This window comes from Anabaena sp. CCY 9402-a (genome assembly GCF_963920945.1).
GTDB classification, from domain to species: Bacteria; Cyanobacteriota; Cyanobacteriia; order Cyanobacteriales; family Nostocaceae; genus Trichormus; species Trichormus minutissimus.
In genome coordinates, this window is the sequence record NZ_CAWUDL010000097.1 from 1 (window position 1) to 19,631 (window position 19,631).

General features: G+C 41.5%; 20 protein-coding genes. 8 read left to right on the top strand and 12 right to left on the bottom strand.

The window, feature by feature from the left end:
* The 3 genes from ACM0OR_RS24910 to ACM0OR_RS24920 all read right to left on the bottom strand — a co-directional run.
* A partial coding sequence (locus tag ACM0OR_RS24910; RefSeq protein ID WP_414579175.1) for an FG-GAP repeat domain-containing protein occupies window positions 1-455 on the bottom strand: 455 nt, incomplete at its 3' end.
* Window positions 456-520: 65 nt separating this feature from the next.
* Window positions 521-3,079, bottom strand: coding sequence for a TIGR03032 family protein (locus ACM0OR_RS24915; RefSeq protein ID WP_414579176.1), 2,559 nt, complete (start codon window positions 3,077-3,079; stop codon window positions 521-523).
* Between the two features lie 385 nt (window positions 3,080-3,464).
* The gene (locus ACM0OR_RS24920) at window positions 3,465-3,833 is read right to left on the bottom strand and encodes a hypothetical protein (RefSeq protein ID WP_414579177.1); all 369 of its coding nucleotides are present in this window, start codon (window positions 3,831-3,833) and stop codon (window positions 3,465-3,467) included.
* Window positions 3,834-4,075: 242 nt separating this feature from the next.
* On the opposite strand from ACM0OR_RS24920, the gene ACM0OR_RS24925 reads away from it, so the two are divergent.
* From ACM0OR_RS24925 to cobA, 5 genes are all read left to right on the top strand, one after another.
* Entirely contained in the window at window positions 4,076-4,225 is a 150-nt protein-coding gene (locus ACM0OR_RS24925) for a hypothetical protein (protein WP_414579178.1), read from the top strand.
* Window positions 4,226-4,267: 42 nt separating this feature from the next.
* Window positions 4,268-5,620, top strand: coding sequence for a sensor histidine kinase (locus tag ACM0OR_RS24930; RefSeq protein ID WP_323268649.1), 1,353 nt, complete (start codon window positions 4,268-4,270; stop codon window positions 5,618-5,620).
* Between the two features lie 173 nt (window positions 5,621-5,793).
* Window positions 5,794-6,441: a response regulator gene (locus ACM0OR_RS24935; protein ID WP_414579179.1), complete on the top strand. Its 648-nt coding sequence runs from the start codon at window positions 5,794-5,796 to the stop codon at window positions 6,439-6,441.
* Window positions 6,442-6,559: 118 nt separating this feature from the next.
* Complete coding sequence (locus ACM0OR_RS24940; RefSeq protein ID WP_414579180.1) at window positions 6,560-7,273, top strand: sirohydrochlorin chelatase; 714 nt, start codon at window positions 6,560-6,562, stop codon at window positions 7,271-7,273.
* On the top strand, window positions 7,270-8,049 hold the full coding sequence (gene cobA / locus ACM0OR_RS24945) for a uroporphyrinogen-III C-methyltransferase (RefSeq protein ID WP_323268652.1): 780 nt from the start codon (window positions 7,270-7,272) through the stop codon (window positions 8,047-8,049). Before ACM0OR_RS24940 ends, cobA begins: the two co-directional genes overlap by 4 nt.
* Before the next feature lie 235 nt (window positions 8,050-8,284).
* Here the strand turns inward: cobA and ACM0OR_RS24950 are convergent, their stop codons facing one another.
* Complete coding sequence (locus tag ACM0OR_RS24950) at window positions 8,285-8,992, bottom strand: helix-turn-helix transcriptional regulator (protein ID WP_414579181.1); 708 nt, start codon at window positions 8,990-8,992, stop codon at window positions 8,285-8,287.
* 124 nt (window positions 8,993-9,116) lie between these two features.
* Here ACM0OR_RS24950 and ACM0OR_RS24955 point away from each other — a divergent pair, with 124 nt between their 5' ends.
* Window positions 9,117-9,950: a sulfurtransferase gene (locus ACM0OR_RS24955; RefSeq protein ID WP_414579182.1), complete on the top strand. Its 834-nt coding sequence runs from the start codon at window positions 9,117-9,119 to the stop codon at window positions 9,948-9,950.
* A gap of 196 nt (window positions 9,951-10,146) precedes the next feature.
* Here ACM0OR_RS24955 and ACM0OR_RS24960 read toward each other — a convergent pair whose 3' ends face one another.
* A complete protein-coding gene (locus ACM0OR_RS24960) occupies window positions 10,147-11,253 on the bottom strand; it encodes a response regulator (protein ID WP_323268655.1) in 1,107 nt (368 codons plus the stop codon).
* An 863-nt stretch (window positions 11,254-12,116) separates the two neighbouring features.
* Between ACM0OR_RS24960 and ACM0OR_RS24965 the strand changes: the two genes are divergently transcribed.
* Together ACM0OR_RS24965 and ACM0OR_RS24970 are read left to right on the top strand one after the other, a co-directional pair.
* Complete coding sequence (locus tag ACM0OR_RS24965) at window positions 12,117-13,055, top strand: RluA family pseudouridine synthase (protein ID WP_414579183.1); 939 nt, start codon at window positions 12,117-12,119, stop codon at window positions 13,053-13,055.
* 168 nt (window positions 13,056-13,223) lie between these two features.
* Entirely contained in the window at window positions 13,224-13,643 is a 420-nt protein-coding gene (locus tag ACM0OR_RS24970) for a helix-turn-helix domain-containing protein (RefSeq protein WP_190698619.1), read from the top strand.
* 173 nt (window positions 13,644-13,816) lie between these two features.
* Here the strand turns inward: ACM0OR_RS24970 and ACM0OR_RS24975 are convergent, their stop codons facing one another.
* The 7 genes from ACM0OR_RS24975 to ACM0OR_RS25005 all read right to left on the bottom strand — a co-directional run bounded on the left by ACM0OR_RS24975 (window position 13,817) and on the right by ACM0OR_RS25005 (window position 19,480).
* Window positions 13,817-14,569, bottom strand: a complete 753-nt coding sequence (locus ACM0OR_RS24975) for a phycobilisome rod-core linker polypeptide (protein ID WP_190698621.1) — start codon at window positions 14,567-14,569, stop codon at window positions 13,817-13,819.
* A 266-nt stretch (window positions 14,570-14,835) separates the two neighbouring features.
* Entirely contained in the window at window positions 14,836-15,591 is a 756-nt protein-coding gene (locus tag ACM0OR_RS24980; RefSeq protein ID WP_414579184.1) for a phycobilisome rod-core linker polypeptide, read from the bottom strand.
* 672 nt (window positions 15,592-16,263) lie between these two features.
* Window positions 16,264-16,629 carry a CpeR family transcriptional regulator gene (locus ACM0OR_RS24985; RefSeq protein ID WP_414579185.1) on the bottom strand — a complete coding sequence of 122 codons (366 nt, stop codon included), beginning with the start codon at window positions 16,627-16,629 and terminating at the stop codon, window positions 16,264-16,266.
* Window positions 16,607-17,230, bottom strand: coding sequence for a chromophore lyase CpcT/CpeT (locus tag ACM0OR_RS24990; RefSeq protein ID WP_414579186.1), 624 nt, complete (start codon window positions 17,228-17,230; stop codon window positions 16,607-16,609). The genes ACM0OR_RS24985 and ACM0OR_RS24990 overlap by 23 nt, the downstream gene beginning before the upstream one ends.
* Before the next feature lie 298 nt (window positions 17,231-17,528).
* Window positions 17,529-18,059, bottom strand: coding sequence for a phycobiliprotein lyase (locus ACM0OR_RS24995; RefSeq protein WP_190698629.1), 531 nt, complete (start codon window positions 18,057-18,059; stop codon window positions 17,529-17,531).
* Between the two features lie 48 nt (window positions 18,060-18,107).
* Window positions 18,108-18,713, bottom strand: coding sequence for a phycobilisome linker polypeptide (locus ACM0OR_RS25000; protein ID WP_414579187.1), 606 nt, complete (start codon window positions 18,711-18,713; stop codon window positions 18,108-18,110).
* An 8-nt stretch (window positions 18,714-18,721) separates the two neighbouring features.
* The gene (locus ACM0OR_RS25005; RefSeq protein ID WP_190698633.1) at window positions 18,722-19,480 is read right to left on the bottom strand and encodes a phycobilisome rod-core linker polypeptide; all 759 of its coding nucleotides are present in this window, start codon (window positions 19,478-19,480) and stop codon (window positions 18,722-18,724) included.
* Between the last annotated feature and the right edge of the window lie 151 nt (window positions 19,481-19,631).

Below are 19,631 nucleotides of genomic sequence, written 5' to 3' on the forward strand. Positions count from 1 at the left end.
AAAGCATCCAAGTCCCCATCCCCATCAATATCGGCAAAGGTGGGGGCAGCAAAATCCCCCACATCCGTCAGTCCGAAGGGGTTGGTGGCTTCCTGGGTAAAAGTGGGGGCAGCCGCAGTTCCCGTGTTGCGGTAGAACAGGGTATTGCCATAAAAATTCCCCACAAAAGCATCCAAGTCCCCATCCCCATCAATATCGGCAAAGGTGGGGGCAGCATTATACCCCACATTCGTCAGTCCGAAGTTGTTGGCTTCTTGGGTAAACACGGGTTCAGTCGCACTTGGCGTGTTGCGGAAGAACAAGGTATTGCCATCTCTATTCCCCACAAAAGCATCCAAGTCCCCATCCCCATCAATATCGGCTAAGGTGGGGGCAGCATACAACCCCACATTCGTCAGTCCGAAGGGGTTGGTAATTGGGGTGATAAAATTGGGATCATTGTTAACTGGTGGCATAATCAATTAATTCCTTTAATTTGACAAAATTTCAGTGTTTTCAAGTTTTAAATGACAGATTAGGACTAACCACCCAATTGCTTAAAAGCAACATAAGAATTAGTCACTTCCATCAGATAGGGTTCTAAGTGTCGATGAACAAATTTCAGCATCGCCGGATTTTCCTGTTGCACTGCAAACAAACAGTAAGGCACTGTACTGTCCACTTGACGCAGGATAGACAGGGATAACAAAGAAATCCCCCGTCCTAACCGTTGAAACCGTTTGTCCACAAACATTGTTGAATAACGAATCGCATCACTAGCGACTTGGTGAGTTATCATCCAACCCACCAGTTGATTCTCATAGCGCAACCCCAAGCTGTTCAAGGGTTCAGCCGGAGTATTGCCAAAGGGACTCAAGGAGGTTGGATAGTCCAAATTTTCAAGCTGTTTTTGGTCTGCATCTGTTAATTCACTCCAAGGAAAAACTGTAAATTTGTTCGGTAGGGGATACTTCGTTAACCAAGGTGCTTGAGATACCTTCTCGGTGGTGGTTTTCCCCAGTAAAAAGTTGACTTGTGTCTGCCATTTTTGCCGTTTTAATAAAGGTTCTAAAGCTAAATTTGTGATGTCAGTAGATTTATAAACCAGCTGCATTTGCTCACAACCTAAAGCGGTTAAACCCATTTCCAGAGTTTTGATTAAACCTGTGCCAATTCCCTGATGGCGATAATCTGGTAAAACAAACAGAGAAATCACTTCAACTTCTGGTTTTGTCTGGGGTGGGGTTGAAAATATCTCAGCTAACACTAATCCCACTTTTTCCCCTGCTACTTCGGCAAGTATCCCCACTAACTGCCCTTTCGGTTGTTGACGACTCCAACGGGGTTGAATTTTTGGAAAACTCAAATGGTTGTAAGACAAAGATTGTTCAACGGTTAAATTCTGGAGGGCATAATATTGAACAGTAGGTTGATCTAAAACCACTATCTCAGCCGTTGTATTAGGGGTTTGGATCTGCTTATGCCTCTGACGGAACTCTCCGTTAATTTGTGGAGGTTGCCACTGTAGCCTTTGCAGTAAGGGTTCTAAGGCTGTATTGGTCAGTAAACTGGTGGAATAGGTCAAAATTAAATCTTGACAGCCTTGAGTCTTTAATTCTTTTTCTAAATAAGCTACTAACCTTGTGCCAATGCCTTGTTTTCGGTATTCGGGTAACACAAATAGAGAGATAATTTCGGCTGTTTCGGGGTTTAAACGTTCGGCGATCGCAAAACCTACAATTGACCCGTTAAGAGAAGCCGAAAGTCCCGTTAATTCCCCCTTTGGTGGCGTTTTTTGCCAACGCTGCTGTAATCGAGGAAAGGTCAATTCATCGTAATTTAGGGCATTACTGCTAGTGAGGTGATACACCCGTTGGTAACGGACGGTTTGACCTAACCCCCCCAGCCCCCCTTCCCTAGTAGGGAAGGGGGGAGTATGATTACTCCCCTCTCCTTGTAAAAGAGGGGTTGGGGGTGAGGTCGGTAAACCAGCAATAGGAGGTTTTGCGCCCTTACTGGGGCGTTTTGCCGTAGGTTTGGTGGTGACAATGCCGCCACTGTTGGGAAATGTGACTAGACGCTGTATTTCTTCTTCTTGTAAGCCAATAACTTGGGGTTGTCGCACTCCAGGCAGAACTACCACATCAAATAGTTCTTCAATTACGCTCTGAAAATATAACCAGTGCAGGGGTTCACCTGTTTGTAAGTTAATCACCATTAACCCAGATTGGGGACGATTTCCCTCGGACATGAGGCGTTTTTCTAGGGTTAGGCCGGTGAAACTCTGGGAACGTAATTGAGATAGTCCTACAAAGGCGAAGTTTTGCCAAAAGGCTAACCCGCGCACGAATCCAGGACAGAATGTGATGGGATGGAATTGATGATCTTGGATGTAGCCAAATTCCCCTGTGCCGGAATTGAGTAACCACAATTTCCCCTGATACCACCGGGGAGAATGGGGCATTGATAAGCCTGTGGCGATAATTTCGTTGTGGTTAACATCAATAACGACTCCCCCATCAAGACGATGATTCCGCCAGCCGGCGGCGGTATCTGTGGTACTACAGGCGGTGACATAAGCGGGTTTGCCTTCTACCATTGTTAACCCATTCAGATGACAACGATCTTCTGCCACGAGTTTGGAGATAAAGGGCGGTTGCCAAATGGGTACAAAGCTATAATCGGGGCTAATTGTGGCTAAACAACTAAAATCAGTATTGACAAAAATTACTTTTCCCGAATTGTCCAACACTATTTCATGGGCGTTGACATCTCCAGTGGTGTAAGCGGTGTGGGGGAGATAGAGACGATCTGTTTCTTGTGATTTTTCCCCACTATCCAGGAGATTATGGAAATCCCAGATTTGGTAACGGGTGGTCATGTAGAGACGATTTGCTGCTACACATAATCCCATTGGTTTGTCGAATAGTCTTTCGTGTAGTTTCAGTCTGCCGTTAGCTTGGCCACTGACGAAAAAAAGGCGGTTAGTTTGGTAGGTGGTAAAGGCTAGACTGAGGTTTTGCTGTTCCAACCAAGAGGCGAAATCCTGGGAAGCGGTAATTTGTAAGGAAGGGGTAGAATCTGCGGTGATTGTTGACATTGATTAGTATATGTTTTGTTTTTATTGAATAAGTATTAATGCTCGTGCAAAAATCCCAGATTGGCGCGGTAATGCCTCTGTGGGGAAGTTAGCTACAAGTTAGATTTGATTAATTGTTGATTTAGGGGTCAAATGAGAAGCTTTTTACTTGTGTGTTTTGTATTGCACAGGTTAGGCAATTGTATAAATTTTTAATAGTGAAATGGATTATATAGCGATCGCCCCAATCACCACATCGGACAAAGATCCAAGTTTTGACTAGGATCTTTGTCCTATATAATTAGTGCTTATAGTTATTGGTAATAAAAAAGTGCAATTGCACTTGAGATGACTCGTAGATGCGATCGCACTCTTTGTAATATTTAAAGTGATAATTTTTCCTAGCTCATAATGCAACTGTCTTTTTGCGGCTAGGACGCTTGTACTCGGATTTTTTCTTCAATCCTACCGCTTGAGCTTGATCGCTATTTAATCCATATTGTCCGCGCACAACTTCTTTCATTGCTAATACCGCATTGTGAAATTCCCATTCTGCTAATCTTGCTGCATCAGCCGCAGCACGGTATAAAGCTTGTTTTTCGGTTTCGGTTTGTTGCTGGGCTAACATAGCTTGATAAGCTTGCTGTAAGTTAGCAGCAGAGGCATCAGCACGGTTAGTTTCATAGGTAGTGATGGTTTTTAAACCATGCCATGAACTCACATCTTCACTAATTAATTGCGGACGCAAACGGCGTGTTGTATTTTGGGTAATCATATTTACATACTGTTATCAGTTATGTATTTAATGTACCCATTGCGGCTTTAAATCTATCAGTAAGGTGAATTTTTTCAGTCGTGAGGCAAAAGCATACCAATTTTCCAAAAACAGTGGCAATTGTCACTACTCCTTAAAAACTGAGGTACGCTCATTTATACAACTTTAATGCAACAAAGGTATATTCCAATACAATCAAGTTGCCAGCCAATGCTACTAAGTTCCCAGCCAATGTAACAAAGATGCCAATTAATACTACTGAGTTGCCAGCCAATGCAACAAAGATGCAGGTTAATGCAAAGGATATCAGCATTAAAGAATCATTCAAGCAGATGCGTAGGCGGAGCATCGTCGTAGACATCGCTCCTCATGCAGAAAGAGCGATCGCCTGAATAAACGCATCTGACACTTATATATATTGATACAATTAATTAATGACTCTGATTCCAACCATTTTCGGTATAGTTGCTGGTATTAGCTTATATGTTGGTCTTTTACACTTGCTAATTGCCTGTGGACGATTAAAACCTTGGCTGCATTTTTTCTTTGGGTTAAGCAGTTTGATAAGTTTTGGTTATGTTTTGGCTCTGATAGCCCAATATCAAGCCATAAACGTAGATGATTATATAAATGCCAGAAAATTGGTAACTTCTTTAGGCTATATTTTCGGGATTACTACTGTTTTGTTTGTGTCTTTATATACTAATATCAAACCAATACGTTTAATTTTGGTACTAAATAGCCTATATATCATTAGTCTATTAATCAACCAAATTTCCCCTACAGGGATTCTCTACTCTCATATCAGTAGCCTATCAAGCGTTTCTTTGCCTTGGGGCGAATCTATTTATCAGCCAGAAGCTACACTCAATCCCTTATTCAGTTTCCAATTATTAACTTTAACCAGTAATACTGTTTTCTTGTTTTACGCCTGTTACCGTCAATATCGACGCGGTGAAAAGCAAGCAGCACTGACTCTGTGTTTGAGCGTAATGATTTTGATAGCAACTGTGCAACACGATCGCCTAGTAGATTTAGGAAAGCTCCAGGCCGTATACCTTGCTGAATTTGGATTTCTGTCCTTCATAGTAATTATGAGTCTACACTTATCCGAAGACTTAATTCAAGCAGTGAAACTCCGCGAACAATTGCTAGAAAGCGAGCGGTTACGAAAAATAGCTGTGGAATTGGAACGAAATCGTCTTGCTCGTGACTTACACGATTCAGTATCGCAGACATTGTTTACTGTAGCCACAACTGCTGAAGCTTTGCCGAGAGTTTGGCAACGCAACCCAGACATAGCCGAACAGGGATTAGAAGAACTAGCCCAACTCACACAAGGAGCGTTAGCAGAAATGCGAAGTTTACTAATTGAGTTGCGTCCTAGCGGTTTGCTAGAGAAACCATTGGGTGAATTACTACAGCAATTAACCAACGCTATTTCTGGACGGGCAAATTTACAGATAACAACAATTGTAGAAGGCGATCGGCCTTTAACTAATGAGGTAAAGCTTGTTTTTTATAGAGTTACTCAAGAAGCACTCAATAACATCGTTAAATATGCTCAGGCAACGCAAGTATCCGTCAGTCTCTACGGTAACTCACAAAAAATAGTTTTGCGTATTAGCGACAATGGCTGTGGTTTTGATCCCAACAACATACCATCTGATCATTTAGGGATCGCAATTATGAAAGAACGCGCTGATTCAATTGGTGCTACTTTCCAGTTAAAAAGTTCTCCAGAACAGGGAACTGAGATTGTCCTGAGTTGCAATGATGTCAGGTAATAAATTAACTGAGGGTGGATACTAAGTTAAATTACTGTTGATTTACTATCAACACCATCATTGTGACGTACTATTACGCACCTATTAATTAAAAATTAAGGAAAATCAAGTATAAAACTGAATCATGAAACAATCATGTATGAGAAATAATTCTGATACATAAAAATATATATATGTCTAAAGATATACTAACCACACCAATTCGTGTCATGACTGTTGATGATCACGAAATTATCCGAGGAGGTATCAAATTTCTCTTGTTTGCTTTTGATGACATTGAATTAGTGGGAGAAGCGCGTAGCGGAGATGAGGCAGTACGTCTGTGCGAAAAGTTGCACCCAGATGTGGTGCTGATGGATTTGATGATGGTAGGGATGAATGGGGCAGAAGCAACAAAAGCTGTTCGCAAAAAATACCCAAAAATTCAAGTGTTAATTTTGACCAGTTTTTTTGAAAATGATTTAGTACAGCAAGCAATACAAGCCGGAGCTATTGGCTATCTGCTGAAGGGTGTCTCGATTGATGAGTTAGCAGATACCATACGAGCCGCAGCGATGGGTCGTTCTATGTTGACTGAAGAAGTTGTTCAGGCATTGTTGCAACCACACAAACCATCATCTCAATCTCTGTATGAATTGAGCAAGCGACAACAAGAGGTATTAGCAATGTTGGCTTTAGGATTGAGTAATGAAGCGATCGCTCAACGAATGAAACTGAGTCCTTCTACTATTAGACATCATGTCAGCCAGGTACTCAATAAGTTAGGGGTGACGAACCGCACAGAGGCCGCTACTAGGGCAGTGCAAGTTAGATTTGTATAAATTAGTTAATATTCTGTAAGATAGCAACAACAGGCACGAAAAGTTCTTGTTTTTGAATTTTGTAGCTTGCTTTCCTTACGGAAACGTAAGCTTACTCGTAGAGTATTTTGAATTTTTTATGTCATCTGCCTATTTGCTAGTATCTCACGGAAGCCGCGACCCTCGCCCAGAAATTGCTATGCAGCAACTAGCAAAACTGGTGGCTCATAAGCTGCAAATACCAGAGAAACTGGTGGGTACGGCATCTTTAGAAGTGAGTCCCGAACCTTTACATGAGCAAATTAGACAGTTTGCCCAAAGTGCGGTTTTGTTGGGGTGTGGTTGTCTACAAATTATTCCCATATTTCTGCTACCGGGTGTCCATGTGATGACGGATATTCCGACTGAGGTAGCACTAGCAAGACAAGCTGTTGGTGAAGATATCACAATTGACTTACAACCATATTTAGGAAGTCACTCCGGTTTACAGATATTTTTCCAACAGCAACTAGCTACTATTAAAGCAGCAACAGGAATTTTGTTATCTCATGGTAGCCGTCGTCCGGGTTCACAACAGCCTGTAGAAAACATGGCGGTGAATTTGGGAATAGTCACTGCTTATTGGTCTATATCGCCTAGTTTAGAATCACGGGTACAAGAGTTAATTACTTTTGGTCATCGAGAAATGGCAATTTTGCCCTACTTTCTCTTCTCTGGTGGCATAACTGATGCGATCGCTCAAGCAGTAGACGAGTTAAAATTACAATTCCCTGGGGTAAGTTTTTACTTAGCGCAACCTCTAGGTGCAAGTGACGAATTAGCTGATTTGATTGGGGATTTAATTCACGCATGAACCGCACAGACAACGAAGCACAAACAAGTTTAGGAAAAGTTTATTTAGTAGGTGCGGGGCCAGGAGATCCAGGGTTAATGACGCTCAAAGGCAAGAGTATCTTAGAATGTGCCGATGTGGTGATCTATGATGCCTTGGTTAGTCCGGCAATTTTAGCCATGATTAATCCCCAAGCAGAGCAAATCAATGCTGGTAAGCGTCGGGGTAGACATTCACTTTTGCAAGATGAAACAACCCAAACTCTGATTGAAAAAGCACAGGAACACGCCATTGTAGTACGGCTCAAAGGTGGTGATCCCTTTATTTTCGGTCGTGGTGGGGAAGAAATGGCTGACTTAGTAGCCGCAGGTATCCCAGTGGAAGTTGTGCCAGGGATTACATCTGGTATCGCTGCCCCAGCCTATGCAGGTATACCTTTAACCCATAGATCGTACAGTTCATCCGTAACTTTTGTAACTGGGCATGAAGCCGCAGGCAAGTATAAACCGCAGGTAGATTGGCAGGCGATCGCTCACGGTTCAGAGACAATAGTGATTTACATGGGTATTCACAATCTGCCTTACATTGTGGAAGAGTTAACTAAGGCGGGGTTGAGTTTCGACACACCAATTGCTTTAGTACGCTGGGGTACGCGTCCCGAACAACAAGAATTAATTGGTGAGTTGAGAAATATTGTAGAACTAGTAGAAAAAACTGGATTTGAAGCTCCGGCGATCGCAGTTATTGGCGCAGTAGTAAATATGCACAGCATTTTGTCTGGTTGTCGCCCTGTCTAATAGGTAACAAGACTATCAAGTTATGAAAATATTTTGTTCTGATATAGGATTCCTATTTGATATTTGAAAAAATTCAGTACACCTCATATTCTTTCTTCCCTGTCCCCAGTCCCCTACTGCTGTGTCAAGTTAGTTTTGATGGTTTGTAGTAAGGACTAAAGTCCTTACTACAAAAAAAGCTTATCCATCAATTCAAACTTGATGAACTACTACCTACACAAATAATTTCCAGAAATCAAAGCGGACTGCTATAGTACATCATAGTGCTGGCAGACAACTGGGCTACCATTTCAGCACGAGATGAAACTTCGAGCTTACGGAACATCCGCTTTAAAGCTTGCTTCACAGAATTTTCAGTAATCCACAGTTCAACCCCAATTTGTGCATTTGTTCGCCCCTGAGCTACTAGTTCAGCAATTTGCACTTCACGAGGTGTTAAGTTATTTGTTTTGAAGGGTTGGTGCGGTAATTTACCTTTAGCTAGGTTTGGCGATCGCAATGTAGCCACCCAAGCAGATAAATGCAGACATAGCGCACTCAAATCCAGCAAATTTTGTGTATCAAATGCAGGCATTCCTATTGTACGAGTCAAGCCAATCACACCCACTAATTGACCTTGATTCACAATCGGCCCTACCATGACGTGCCAATGATCAGCCCGTGGACAAATCAACTGCCATGCTTTGGGTGATATGACTAAAGCTTCATGAACCGGGGTATGCCGTTCCACTAAGTAGCGAACAACGGGATTCCGTTTACTAGATAAAGCGAACTGCATCACCTTCTGCAACCTGCTATCTAGTAAGGGAAGTTCCTCTAAAAAAAATAATCTTGACCGTTTGGCGACAAAATAATCACTCACTTCTGGAAAAATCAGCGATTTTAACTCCTGTTCATTTTTTGCGTGAATGATAGTTTGGAATACAGATTGTAAGTTCGCCATGATTCGCAAAGTGTACTCGATCGAGGACTAGGCTTGGTCAGGAAGTGAGCCTTATTTTAACTGTGGACAGGAAATTGTTCATAAATTAACTGTCAAGAAAAACTTTAGCACGGCGAGAAAAATCATGTCCCAGTATGCTCATCCTGAAGTTGTAGTTGATACTGAATGGTTGGCAAATCACCTCAATGATCCAAATCTTCGCATAATTGAAGTTGATGTAAGTTCAAAGCCATATAAGAATGCTCACATTCCTGGGGCTGTGTTTTGGAATATTTTTACAGACATATTATTGCCGGATTTGAGGATAAATTTAGATGCGATCGCCTTTGCAAAACTCATGTCACAATCGGGTATCACCAATGAGACAACAGTAATTGCCTATGGTAGTTATCCAGGAATAGGAGCTTGGATTTTTTGGCTATTAAAATTATTTGGACACGATAATGTCAGAGTTCTCAATGGTGGATATCAGAAGTGGAAATCAGAAGCTCGTCCACTTTTCACAGAATTATCCACATTCCCAGCAGTTCCATACCACGCTAAAGCTCCTGATCCTCATCTGCGAGTATTGCATGAAGAAGTTCAAGCATCTATTGGTAGAACTGATCGCATCTTATTGGATGTCCGCACACCTCAAGAGTACAGTGGTGAATGGTTTTTCGATCAGCCGCCAAAAGAAACTGAATGTGCTGGACATATTCCCAGCGCAGTCAACATTGAACATATCCTGACCTTAAACCAGGATGGCACTTTCAAATCATGCGATGAATTGCAGACACTTTACAACAGTAAAGGTATCACAGCCGAGCAAGAAATATTTCCCTACTGCACTATCGGTGCGCGTTCCGGGTATACCTGGTTTGTCTTCAAGTATTTACTTGGCTACCCACAGGTTCGCAACTATGATGGTTCTTGGAATGAGTGGAGTCGTCTCCCTAATGTTGCGATCGTAAAGTAGTAATAGACTTTATACTATTTCACTAAATTCAACTTTCATCTCTCATTTGCATAGAGTCTCTCAGGGAAGTTCCGAGGAAAGGAAACCTCCGCTCGGACTTCTTTCTGCTCCTCTGCTGTATATTTGTATCAACCTTAACGTGGAATGGTATTAGCTGTATTGGTCTTATTGAAAAAGGCATAAAGGCTAATAATAATTAAACAATATGTTTAAAAATAACTTTGAGTAAATCCCCCTCCATAACAGGTTTAATTAAATGACCATTAGCACCGACCATCTTAGCTTTAACTTTATCAAGTAGCCCAGCTTTAGCCGTCATCATAATTACAGGTGTCTGCTTGAAATACGTATGCTTACGCAGCAAAGAACATAATTCATAGCCATCTAAATTAGGTATATCAACATCTAAAAAAATGATGTCTGGCTTTGTGTGCAGTATTTCCATTAAAGCTTTTAAAGCATCCGTCACGCCAATCACAGAAAATATTTGCTCATCTAAAAAATTTTTTATGCTATTTAAGACAATTGGGTTGTCATCAATACAAAATATTTTATACACTTTCCTATCAGCAGCAGTTGATGACATTTGCTGATAGCCATTATTAGCATTTACATAGGGAGATGTGTAGCGTTTAGCCTCTATATTGGGTAATCTTGGCTCAGGTTTTGGTTTGGGATAGGTGTGATAACTTTGTCTGCTATTAGCTGTAGACTGCATATTCTCTTTGTAAGCCGAGGTTTCATAATGATCTGCTTCTTTTGTTAATCCTTCGTAAACATTGCCCCGTTGTTGACATTGTTCTACTAATAGACGCAAATTTAAGTAACAAAACTTAGGCAAGTCATCTAAAAAACTTTCGGGAATAAACTCGTAACTCCCTTCTTCTAAAACTAAAAATGTCTGTAAAACTTCTAAAGCTAAATGTTCTATGAGTATGGCTGCTTGTGCAGGACTAATATATTTCTGATTGACTAACCAACAAATAGCTAAATAATCTGGGTTTGGTATTGATTGATTTTCAATCCCAGTCTCAAATATTGCCTGTAGTTGTTGATTAATTTCTCTAGGTAGAGTTGTAATTTCCTGACTTAAACTCTGCAAATGTCGGTAAAGTGGCTCAAACATTCTTTCTGAGTAGCAAGCATAAATTACCTTACCCTCCTCCACATATATTGACCAAGCCCCCGATGTACTAAACACTTGCAAACAGCCAGTTACAGTCTTACCAGTGATTTTCTTTAACAGTGATAGTGGTTGTAGTTTCTGGAAAAATCTGTATCGACTAATAGGCAGTGTTTTCATGGATGGCACTCAGGGATAAATTTAATATATAAATATGAATGAACAGGAAATTTTTCAGAGTTTTCAGGTATCTTGTTATAACTGCGATGGGCTACGGTGGGGCGTAGCATCTTTGCTAATTTTATTTAGCAGGTAAAATTTGAGTCAGCACACTTATTTGCGGCTCACAAATTCCTAACTTGGATGAGCCACTCAGCACTAACCCTGATAAATGCAATTTCCCCGCAAAGTAATTGCACTACTATATTAAACAGCAAAAGATTAACTGATTACCAGGAAGAATTTTCCCAAAAATCAGCATTTCTTTCTGTATCTTTCGTTAATCTAACAGTACAGCAATTCTGGAAATTCGAGATATTGGCTCAAACCCATCAGTAGCAAAAATATCTTTTCTTTTCTCAATACGTAAATAGACATGACCTGCAATAAAGACTTATAACGATTGAGTCTAGAGTAAATAGATTTTTTTAATACTCAGTAAATTTCTGGCTGACGTAAATTTGATATGTAATTTGCTAGTTTTCTACATAGGAATCCGGTTTGAATTTAGAAATATAGTCATCCGCTTCAATTTTTGTTCGGGCAGCGTGGCGTAGCCATAACTATTTGCGTAGGCAGTGGACAGCTATTTATGACATACTTAGAAATGGCTCAAAAGATATAATAAATACAAGTTCAATTGGAACAAGAACCTCAACAGGCTGAAAAAGCATAAAGCCAACTAGAAGCACTCCGTACTTTACTACAAGCTAAGGGAATTAATCCTGACGAACTTTAAACAATCAAAAGTAAAAAGATAAAAAGCAAAATATTGTTTTTATTTTTGAGTCTTAGCTTTTTACTTATCCCAGAATTAAAACTTAATGGTTAACAATTTTTTTTTACAAGTTGAAGAAGATAACGCACGTCTAGATCGTTACCTCGCTGAAGAGTTACCTGATTTATCTCGTTCTCGGATGCAGCAGTTAATTGAACAAGGTAAGGTGCAAATCAATGGTAAAGTCTGCACATCTAAAAAGATAAATGTAAAAGTAGGCGATCGCATAATTCTAGAAATTCCCGAAGCGCAACCATTAGAACTGAAAGCCGAAAATATCCCCCTAGATATTCTCTACGAGGATGAACAGTTACTGATTCTCAACAAACCAGCCGGGTTAGTGGTTCATCCCGCACCTGGTCATCCCGATGGCACACTAGTTAATGCTTTGTTGGCGCATTGTCCCAATTTACCAGGTATTGGGGGTGTGCAACGACCGGGGATTGTCCATCGTTTAGATAAAGACACAACAGGAGCGATCGCGATCGCCAAAACTGATATCGCCTATCAACACCTACAAGCACAACTCCAAGCCAAAACCGCAGGACGAGAATATTTAGGTGTAGTGTATGGTGCGCCAAAAACTACCAGTGGAACAATAAATTTACCCATCGGTCGCCATCGCCAAGACCGCAAGAAAATGGCTGTTATCCCTGTAGAACAAGGTGGAAGAACAGCTATCACCCATTGGCAAGTACAAGAGCGTCTCAACAACTACACATTAATTCATTTCCAACTCGAAACCGGACGCACACACCAAATTCGTGTTCACAGTGCCAATATGGGTCATGCGATCGTTGGCGACCCCCTCTATGCTTCCGGTCGTTCCGTAGGTGTAAATTTACCTGGTCAAGCACTCCACGCTTGGCGGCTGAAGTTGCAGCACCCCATATCTGAGAATTGGATTGAAGTCACAGCAACACCTCCACAAACCTTTACAACTCTTTTAGATGTTCTCCGACGCAGAAGTGCTATTTCTTCTTAAATTGAAACCGCTTTAAATCAGCAACACCAAGAATTGTTCTCAGCACTTAGACAAAATCACCTGTCACCTGTCACCTGTCACCTGTCACCTGTCACCTGTCACCTAATTATGCGTAATCGCGTTGATTCCGCTATATTGTAGATATTTAAATTTCCCTGATACCGAACAATGCCAGCAAGGTTGCAAATAAAAGCTGAAGATTGCTCCCCTTTAGGACAATTCATTCTTCAATACTTGGAAGAACAGGGTATCAGTATGAACCGTCTGGCGGATTTATCTGGTGTTCCTCAACCTCGATTAAGAGGTGCTTGCTTTAAGGGAACTTGTCCTACACCTGAAACTTTGAGGAAACTAGCTAGAGTGATGGGAAAACATCACCTAGAGCTTTATACATTAGCCTATGAAGCAAGAATTGAGAAGCTGCCAGAAGATGCAGATGATACTTCCTTCGATATATTAATTCGGGATATCTTTGAAACTGCCAGAGAAATGGGATTAACCGTGCCAAAAGTCCGTCCGTCTAAAGCCAAAATCCGCAAAGCTCTTCTAGAACTCGGATTTCGCACCGAGAATGATGAATGCGCCTGAGTGAATAAATCTTAATAATTCCTAACAAAAAAATATTAGTACGATGAAAAGTGCTGAGTTGAACTTTTGACTTTTGACCACTCAATGAAATACCCAGAAATACTGAGTGCAAAAGCACTAAGCACTTTCACTTTACTCAGCACTCAGCACTCAGCACTTTTTTTCAGATCAGCTTATTTGCGATAAGGAACTGATTTCTCGATATCAATATTCATGACTGATACCTGCTGAGGTGTATTACCTCTAGCATTGATACTCTGCGCCATTTGCAGGAACAGAGCGGGACTACCTGCTTTTGGCTGTCTGTCTGGAGAAGTATAGGTGCGAACGGTGGTTTGCCACAGGATCTGCGGGAAGCCAAACTTACCACGATAGTATTCATCGTAGCGGGGAGATTTGATGTTGAAAGGCCGTTCACCTTCTGTCCGACCAGGAAGCACCCGACGACGTTGGTAGGGTACTGTGTCATACCCAAAAGCTCCTAGGTACTCATCAGTATTGAGTAGATCATCGATAAAGCCTTTGATACCCTTTGTCGCAACAACAATTGACCAAGCAAGCTTTTCTCGGTTATCGTAAACATCACGTCCGAGAACACGCTGTACGGTCTGTTCAACAAAACGATAGTTATTGTTGAGGTCGTAGAAACTACGCTTGTAGGTATCGGATAGCAACAATCCGCGAATAAAATCGCGGACAGTGATCTGACCACTGCGGAGTTGTGACTCTAGGAAACGCTCCCGATCAGCCGCAAAGGCATGAAAGAAAATCTGACGATAGGCGGATTCAATGAGAATGTCTAAATCTGTTGAAGAAAGCAGGTTCTCTGTAGAGTAGATCCTGGGTTGCTCATCTCCAGGAACCTCATAACCTGCTACCCTCTGGTTTTGAGAAATGGGTGCATATTCTAAAAGAGGAATTGCCACGACTACAAAATCTCCCTTTCCTTAACGAAATCTTACAAATTTCTCATAATCATAAAGGAGAAGGGGTGTCATTATTCGATTTAGTTTGATAAAAATTACATAACTTAATTGAATCAAATAGGTCAAGACTAAGAAAGAACACAATCAATCACAAGTTTCTTGATAAAATTTATCATCTATTGGTGTTAATTGTACCGAGTGCCAAAGTCCTGAGTATTTTTCTTCTAACTCAGGACTCAGCACTCACCACTCAGCACTGAGTAAGGTTAACCCCAGAACAAGTTGTTGGCTTCTGAAAACAGGATGAAGAGGATAGTTAGCATCATGAGCAAACCGATGAGACTGAAGCTAGTAGTCCAATCAGCACGCTTGATGAAGGTATAGAGACTAAAATGCTCAAATTCGTCAAAAATACCCGTTGGAATGGGGCGGATGGGAAGGAGAGGAAGAGGCAACTGGTTGCGATAATCTTCACCATAACGCGCCATCCGGGCAAAGGGTAGTTCACCTTGAGCGTGTTGAGGTAGGATACGGCGACGTTGATAAGGAACAGTTTCATACCCAAAGTTACTCAGATATTCTTCCGTGTTGATTAAAGTATCAATAAAGTCTTGTAGTCCTTTAGTCGCCAGCACAATCGACCAGGAAAGTTTTTCGCGATCGCTATACACATTACGACCCAGAATCCTCTGAATGCAAATCTCGACAAACCGATAGTTATTGTTACTATCGTAGGTGAGCCGTCGAAAGGAATCGGATAAGACCAATCCCCGAATGAAGTCTTTAACTGTGATTTGACCAGCCCGTAACTGAGACTCCAAAAATCGCTGTCGATTGCTGGATAACATTTGTTGCTCGTTAAAAATCTGGCGATAAGCTGCCATGATTAACATATCCATATCTGAGGCAGCTAGGAGGTTATCAGTTGTGTAAATTCTCGGCTGCTCATCACCAGGAATCTCGAACCCCTCCACTCGATGATTTTGAGATAAAGGTGCATACTCTAATAGAGGAATCGACATACAAGTTCTCCCAAGTCAGCTTGTCAATCAAAATTGTTGATCAAATCTTGTGAGAAAACTGCCGTATTTAAGCCAATTATTGTTTTAAGTCATGGTGAGCAGAGTGTGTGCAAATTGGCTCTGGCTTGATCACTTATGCAAATCTTGCTAATGCTGCATTTTGAAGTTTGTGGGCGAAAGCCTTTTCTACGTAGCCGTAGGCTATTGTGACATACTCACTTTTGAATCGATGTCAACAATTTTGCCTTTTCCAAGAGAAGTAATAATTTAAATCTCTGCTACTTGCCATATAGAAAAGAATGATGGCACTGAGAACGGCCATGATCAAACTTCCTACGATGAGGACAATTGAAAGCTTTGATCTCAGTAAAATAACCATTGTTACTAGAATGACAACTAGCAAACTACAGATACCCATCATGAGCCATTTTGCCCATTTCCGACCCTGTAGAACAAAGTACATTACTACAATTGTTAGCAAGATACGTCCAATAGCCCATCTATCTCGTGCAATGATCACTAGCGTAGCATCTAGAATACAAAGCACCAGAAACATAGCGAGTAATTTATTTCGAGCGTTCAAGGTAGATTGATCGATCTGGCGCATGGGTTTTGTGATGATTGTGAGGCTTTGATACTGATGAAAGGTAGGTCTTTTTAGTGGGGGAAGTGTCAAGCTTGACCATCAAATCGGGTGCGAAAGCCACCGTATTTGAGCCAATATTGCTTGAGATTGTGGCATGGTGTATGCAAACTGGCTTTTGCCTGATAAAGAATTACTTGACGATGATCACCCATCCAAATTTTGTCAATCTGGTCAACTGAAATAACAGTTCCGCCTAATGCTGCAACACATTTGGAAAACCGCTCAACGGCACTATAATCTACGGTTTCAAAAACAAAGAAATTACCCGAACAAATTAAATGCCGACTGCGAATCCAGCACTGCATTTTTTTCTGCGCTTCTGGTGGCAGCATATTCGCTTCAATGGATTCAACTTTAGGCAGGGAAAGATCATAGGATATTTGGAACTTCATCAGCGAAACTCTCCCGTTTTTCAAACCGCAGTGGTCCAAACGTAGATCCCCAAACCTGCTGATGTGTATTTACATCCATGCCCTTGTCGAGGCTGACCCAGGTTGTTTCTGTAATTTCTACATAACTATCTAGATAAGTCTGGCAACCGTTCTTCTCAATTAAGCACAGGTTTCCTGGTTCAACACCACCTTGAAATCTTTCCCCATCTCGTTTAAAAATCATTGAGCAGTTATATCGACGCTCAATACAATCAGGGGTAATTGTTTTGAGAAGACTTAACTCACGGGCTGCACCAGCATAGAAAAGTGCATTTTTTAAGCTGTAGTTTTCGATATAAATCTGATCGCCCTGATTGAATAAGCGATGCACTCCCTGTCGATAAGGTCTCCACAAATCATAGTCATACACCTGTTCTGAATAAAGGCCAATTCCAGAGAAAAACTCAAATGGTAACGGACGAAAAAAGACGTGGATATGGGCATAATCTTTAGGATTTTCAAATGCCTGTTGAGAGTTGCTGAAATCCCCTGCCATCCAACGAGCCAAGGTGATTAAATTATTAGGTGTAGTTTTGCAAATATGCGGTGGTGAAGAATTCATAAGTAGATGAGCATAAATAAACAATACAAAATTCGTCTTTAAAGGTTTCCTACAGAACTTTCAGAACTTTTGTTTCTGATCAGCTATGCGTAACTTGCTTTGCTACACAACGCTATCGCGAACCATGAAGTGGTATGCAAAACCCCAAATTATGGCCAATATTTTTTGTTGATTGCCAGAGGATCTATATGATCAATGACATGAAAAAATTAACGTGGTCAGTTTCCATTTAGACTGCACGCTCTGAGGTTGTATATGTGTGACTAGAAATGCCTAGTTTTGCATTTTTGGATCTGAATTAAGTCTGAATATCCTGGCGGATTTCCGAGGAAAACGAGGCTGTGACAACTCCTGTACCAGCACTAGTTTTGATTAGGGAAACTCGACAACGGACATTAGGGTTAACAAACCAGATTTTTTCTTCGGCGGCGGCGCGATCGTAGGCAGTAATCAGTACAAATGTTCCGTCTTCTGTCAAGTAATAATCGCCAGCCGCCGCGATCGTTTCGGCATAGCCTTGATCGCGCAGGAGTTTGCCTCGATGAGGATGAGTTAGATCAGGGATGGGAACTAGGACGCAACTGCCTTTGATTTCGCTGTCATCCCAGTCTGATTGACCTTCCCAACTCATCCGAAATGGGGAAACTACTGCATGAGGATCAATGTTATAGCTTTTACACAAGTCAATTACTGCCGGGTCATCATCTGGGAGAGAAATGATATCAATCTCAGACTGTACGGCTTCAAAATGACTGAAGGCTAAATGATGTGCGCTGCGTTGCGATCGCCAACGCCCGATAGAATTTGCCACAAACTCCGTAATATCCATCAACTGTTCGGTTTCGGTTTATCTTACTCAGTATTTTTGACTGTTTAATTACCACTCATCTGTAAAGGTGTACTCTACTGAGTTGAAAACTGTGTTCCCTTCAGGGGTTACCGCAGGCATCGGTTGTTCTTCCTGCTTAACTTTAGTTGGTTCTGTAACCTGACTAGTGTCGGCAGAGTTTTTCTGTTCTTGATGCTGGGGCGATGACCTAACTTCAGCTTGATTTGCTGAAGGGAGATCATCGCTTTCAGCTATTGTCGATAGTGACTGAGCTAACTCAATCTTTGAGATTTGAGTAGGGGAAGGCGATAGGGTAATACAGGTAATCTTGCCACCAAGGCGATTAATACCCTGAATAGTTTGAGACAGACAACTATAAGGAATTGTCTTTGTGTACTTTGCCAACCGCATCGTCTGCTGATGACAGCCCCCTGTCACTTCAATTGTTACTCGGCAACTACTGTAGTCACTAAAATCGCCAGGAGCAATGATTGTGGTTGCCATACAAATCACCTTAATTTTCGATGCTGTAAGCAACTTATCATCAACGTGAATCGATGGACAACCAAAGTAATAACAAGTGAGATGTAAAGTTGATTTACTCTTGACTTGTTGGCGATCGCACTTTGTATCCAGACTAAGAGCGATCGCCAAGATCAGCGTTAAGCTATTTCAGTGATACTGAGAATTTTGCCGCCAGTCTTCTGGATGTTCTGAATTTTTTGGGACAGCTGGTTGTATCCCACTTCAAAGGTTGCCATGCTTTTGGTCACCCGAAGACCAAAATTAGCTTTGGAAATAGATACACGGAATCGCTTACCTGTATTACTGGAAGCACCAGAACCAATAGATGGGGAAACAATCTTGGTCGGTAAGTTACCACCAATGTCACTAATTAATTTTGCTGATTTACCCACATCATTCGCAGCAAACCCCCGCATTAAGGCAAAGGTGCGGTTAAACCCGACATTCTTGACCCCAACTTGGGTACGATTGCCACGGGCAGAGGGTACGATATTCTCACCAAAATTCAGGATATATTCATCACTATCAAGGTAGGAGTTGATTTCAGCTTCATACCCTTGTGTGTTGTAAATTTGTACGTGTTCCGCAATTTCAGTCTGATCCTGCGGAGCGCGACCCAGTAAATGCTTAAAATTTAATTCAACAAAGCGGTAGGGAGAGGAAGTTTCAAAAAACAGCGATCGGTATAGATCAGATTGCGCTACAGCTCTAACGAAGCCTGCAACAGTTATATCACCGTTGCGTAATTGAGACTCTGCACTGGTAAGTAGTTGGCTATCAAATATATGAGCATTGCCCAGAACCTGCCGATACACTGCTCGGATTATGGTTTGCAGATTATCTTCGGTAGCGTTAGGGCGTAATTCAACGGATTCAGTTTCTATCCAAAGTGCCATATCAATGCCTCCTAAATTTAGGATTGTCGTGCGGTTTTTTGAAAAATTGAAAATTAAAAAGATAAATCATGTTGGGTGGGCATTACCCACCCTGTTAACTCAGAACTCAGAACTCAGCACTCAGAACTCAGCACTCAGCACTCAGCACTCA